General features: G+C 48.3%; 6 protein-coding genes. All 6 read left to right on the top strand.

Annotated features, from left to right (window positions below):
- Positions 1 to 699 (top strand): DnaB-like helicase C-terminal domain-containing protein (locus PHI12_14345; protein MDD5511964.1); only part of this gene is annotated, 699 nt, incomplete at its 5' end.
- Positions 696 to 857, top strand: coding sequence for a hypothetical protein (locus tag PHI12_14340; protein ID MDD5511963.1), 162 nt, complete (start codon positions 696 to 698; stop codon positions 855 to 857). The genes PHI12_14345 and PHI12_14340, both read left to right, overlap by 4 nt.
- 2 nt (positions 858 to 859) lie before the next feature.
- Positions 860 to 1,690 carry a hypothetical protein gene (locus tag PHI12_14335; GenBank protein ID MDD5511962.1) on the top strand — a complete coding sequence of 277 codons (831 nt, stop codon included), beginning with the start codon at positions 860 to 862 and terminating at the stop codon, positions 1,688 to 1,690.
- A gap of 10 nt (positions 1,691 to 1,700) precedes the next feature.
- Positions 1,701 to 2,372, top strand: coding sequence for a serine protease (locus PHI12_14330; protein MDD5511961.1), 672 nt, complete (start codon positions 1,701 to 1,703; stop codon positions 2,370 to 2,372).
- Positions 2,356 to 2,790: a recombination protein NinG gene (locus PHI12_14325; protein ID MDD5511960.1), complete on the top strand. Its 435-nt coding sequence runs from the start codon at positions 2,356 to 2,358 to the stop codon at positions 2,788 to 2,790. The genes PHI12_14330 and PHI12_14325 overlap by 17 nt, the downstream gene beginning before the upstream one ends.
- Before the next feature lie 176 nt (positions 2,791 to 2,966).
- Positions 2,967 to 3,256: hypothetical protein (locus tag PHI12_14320; GenBank protein ID MDD5511959.1), on the top strand; the 290-nt coding region annotated here is incomplete at its 3' end.

The raw sequence follows: 3,256 nt of genomic DNA, 5'->3' as shown, positions 1-3,256 counted from the left end.
ACGGCAATGATGGTACAGATGGCATTACAGGCTGCATTGGCTGGGAAGAAAGTCGGAATCTTTTCCTTGGAAATGAGTACTCACATGCTAATGTTGCGATTGATCTCTGCCCACGCAAAAGTTCCATTGTCGGCCCTACGAAAGAACATGTTGGATGATGAGCAACGAGAAGCGGTCCGCGTGTCTCTATCTCAATTGCAGAAAATGAATATCTCGATTGATGAGACCACGTGCTTGTCTCCAATGTTGGTGAAGACACAGTTGGAACAAGACCCTCAAGATATTATCTTCATTGATTATCTACAATTGATGGACTTGGGGGGCCAGATGGTCAGGTATCAAGAACTGGATACAATTTGTAAACAGTTGAAAGACCTGGCTAAGGGCATGAATATCCCAATCATTACGCTGTGTCAACTCAATCGAGAGGTGGAAAAGAGACAGGACCACACGCCACGATTGTCCGATTTACGGGAGACGGGAGGCATTGAACAAGCGGCTGATCTGGTGCTGTTGCTGCATCGCCCAGCGTACTACGCTCTATATGAAGAACAGCAAGACGAGGTAGACGATGGTGAAGCCTTTATTATTGTGGGCAAACAGCGAAACGGACCGACTGGGAAGGTGCAGTGTGCCTGGTTGGGAGAGTATGCTACTTACTTTCCCGTACCAAAAACATTTAAGGAGTTTGGGACATGACAATCCGTGAACTAATAACACACTTACTAAGGGAGTACGATGACCTGGACTATGAAGTCTTAGTGTCGGTAGCGGGAAACGAATATCCAATTGAAGTAGTGTCGTTTATTATGTCGGGGCCAGGGCGGAACGGGCTGGCAGTTAAGCCGGAGTATTGATAATGAAACGGACCAGGGACTTACGGATTTTATGCCCGGTGTGTGGACACAATAACGGGTACGGTTGGACGGATGGTTGTCTAATCAATGAAGATGCTACCGCCGCTATCTGTTGCCGCACTGTCAGCACCAAGAAGGCTGGTGGGGCGGGATGGTTGCACATCCTCAAGCCCGATATGGAGTTACAGGCGAAGGCGAGCAAGCCGGTGCGACCACGCCCACCGGTTGATGTCAACTTCCGACATTTGGCAGCAACCTGGCAGCGAGAATTGGCAGACCGGCAGGACCAGCAGTTATTGTGGGAACATCGGCTTCAAGTCTCACCCTACGTTCTGTATAAATATGGCTGTGGCGTGGACCCGTCCGATGGTTCTTTGACGATTCCTATTTCTGAATGGGACGGTAGGATTGTGGGCATCCAGAAACGAAAACCGAATGGGTTTAAGAAGAATGAACGTGGGAGTAAGATGGGATTGATTCGCCCCATGTACTTTAACCCTACTCCGCCCAGTCTGCTTATTTGTGAGGGCTTTTCAGACACGGCATTTGCCCACCATTTAACAAACATACCCGCCTTGGGGAAATTGAATTGTGCAACTGGAAATAAAGAGTTAGTTAAGCTATTATCGGCCAGTACTGGAACGAATATTCGAGTCTTTATTATCGCCGATAATGATGAGGTCGGGATTCGTGGGGCGACAGACACGGCCTTGGCTATCTGTCCGTATGTCGAGACCATTAAAGTATTGATCCCTCCGGCCAAGGACTTGAGAGAGTGGAGCCCTGCTCCGCACGACCTGTTTAAGATGATCGACAGCACACCTAACTTTTAAGGAGAGCGACATGAAAACAGACACTCGCCATTACTTGATTGGCATTGGCATTTTGGCCGTCACTTTTGTTAGCGCTGTGGGGGTGGTAGCTTATCAAGAGGCCAATAAAGGGTCTTGGGTTTCCAGTGCTGTGGACAATACCTTGATGGTCCAGGCGTATGATCCGAACGGCATTCCTATGTGGCGTGGCAGTGGTGTGATTATTGGTCCCGGTCTGGTGGCGACGGCGGGGCATGTGGTGGGTCAGGGACAGTCCCAAATTCCTGGTTACTTGGAGTTGCACAATAAGGACATTACATACCGCACCACCATTTGGGCAGCACACCCTACAATGGACATTGCAATTCTCTATGTTCCTTACTTGACTAGTCCAGAGTATCCAGTATGGGGTGAACTGTCGGATGTGGAGATTGGTGATCCCATTCGGGTGATTGGGCATCCTGGTGGAATGGAACAGGTCTGGGTGACTGAGGGCATTCTGAGCAACTATGCGAATTGGGATAGTGGTCTGTGGCCTGAAGTTGCCGGAGGTGATGTGGCGGTTATCGGCGGCAGTTCTGGGTCGGGCGTGTATGATCGTAAAGGCCGACTAGTTGGTATTTTGGTGGGCAAATATCAGGGATTGTGCTTCATCACAGACTTTCGTTTTTGGAAAGGGGTGGGACATGGCTCGGAGTACTAAGCTAACCGTTACCAAGTTGCAGAGACGGTTTAATAAATTAATCCGTTCAGATGGAAATGAGACTAGTTGCATTACTTGTGGACGTGTTGAGGGAAAGATGGATGCGGGACATTTTATGGCGACTGGCTCGCACCCATCGGTACGGTTTGATACTCGAAATGTACACAAACAATGTTCCACTTGTAATCAATCCGGCAGCGGGGAGGGAGCCTATTACTATGAGTGGATGTTGGATGCATACGGAGCGAATGTTATCAATGAGTTGAAACGGGAGGGGCGTCGTCCTATCAAGTGGTCTCAGACTAGGCTTCAACGTATACTGGACTTGATTAAGGAAGGAGAGCGAGAGGTAAAAGAGTACGGGTATTTGGTGGATGAGATCAAGGTCTCGGACTACGCCGGAGAAGAGTGGGATTAAGATGATCGAGATTAAGTGCGATAACGCTAATTGCTCTAATCGTTATAACTGTTACAGGTGGTTGGCGACCCCTGCATTTAATCAGGAATTTTTGCGATTTCCTGGTGGACTTTGGTGTCCTGGTTGGGTAAAATGTACTAGCGGAAATGAATTTCAGAAATTGGAGGAAGTAACCCATGACAACGTTTAGAAACATACCGCCCGGAAGTATCTTTGTTTGGAAAGATATAGAGTTTCAAAAACTACTTCGGTCCGATTGTGCGGTCAATCTTACTACCTTCAGCTTAGACTTTGATTCAGATTGGAATGCGGCAAATTGGGAGTCTTATGACGGGGGATGGACGTATGTAGAAACTTCTACTAAGTCTGAACCGGACCCCGCCTCTCCAAGGGACGTAGCTATTGAGAATCTGGCCCATCTTGTGGCTATGTCGGACGCCAATGATAATCTGGTCACAAAGATTGC

It is taken from the genome of Dehalococcoidales bacterium (assembly GCA_028716225.1).
Lineage (GTDB): Bacteria > Chloroflexota > Dehalococcoidia > Dehalococcoidales > UBA5760 > UBA5760.
This window is presented reverse-complemented; position numbering and strand designations above follow the sequence as displayed.

Excerpts from the sequence above, each read along its gene's own strand:
- PHI12_14340 (MDD5511963.1), top strand. The coding sequence starts at position 696 with ATGACAATCCGTGAACTAATAACACACTTACTAAGGGAGTACGATGAC.
- PHI12_14335 (MDD5511962.1), top strand. The coding sequence starts at position 860 with ATGAAACGGACCAGGGACTTACGGATTTTATGCCCGGTGTGTGGACAC.
- PHI12_14330 (MDD5511961.1), top strand. The coding sequence starts at position 1,701 with ATGAAAACAGACACTCGCCATTACTTGATTGGCATTGGCATTTTGGCC.
- PHI12_14325 (MDD5511960.1), top strand. The coding sequence starts at position 2,356 with ATGGCTCGGAGTACTAAGCTAACCGTTACCAAGTTGCAGAGACGGTTT.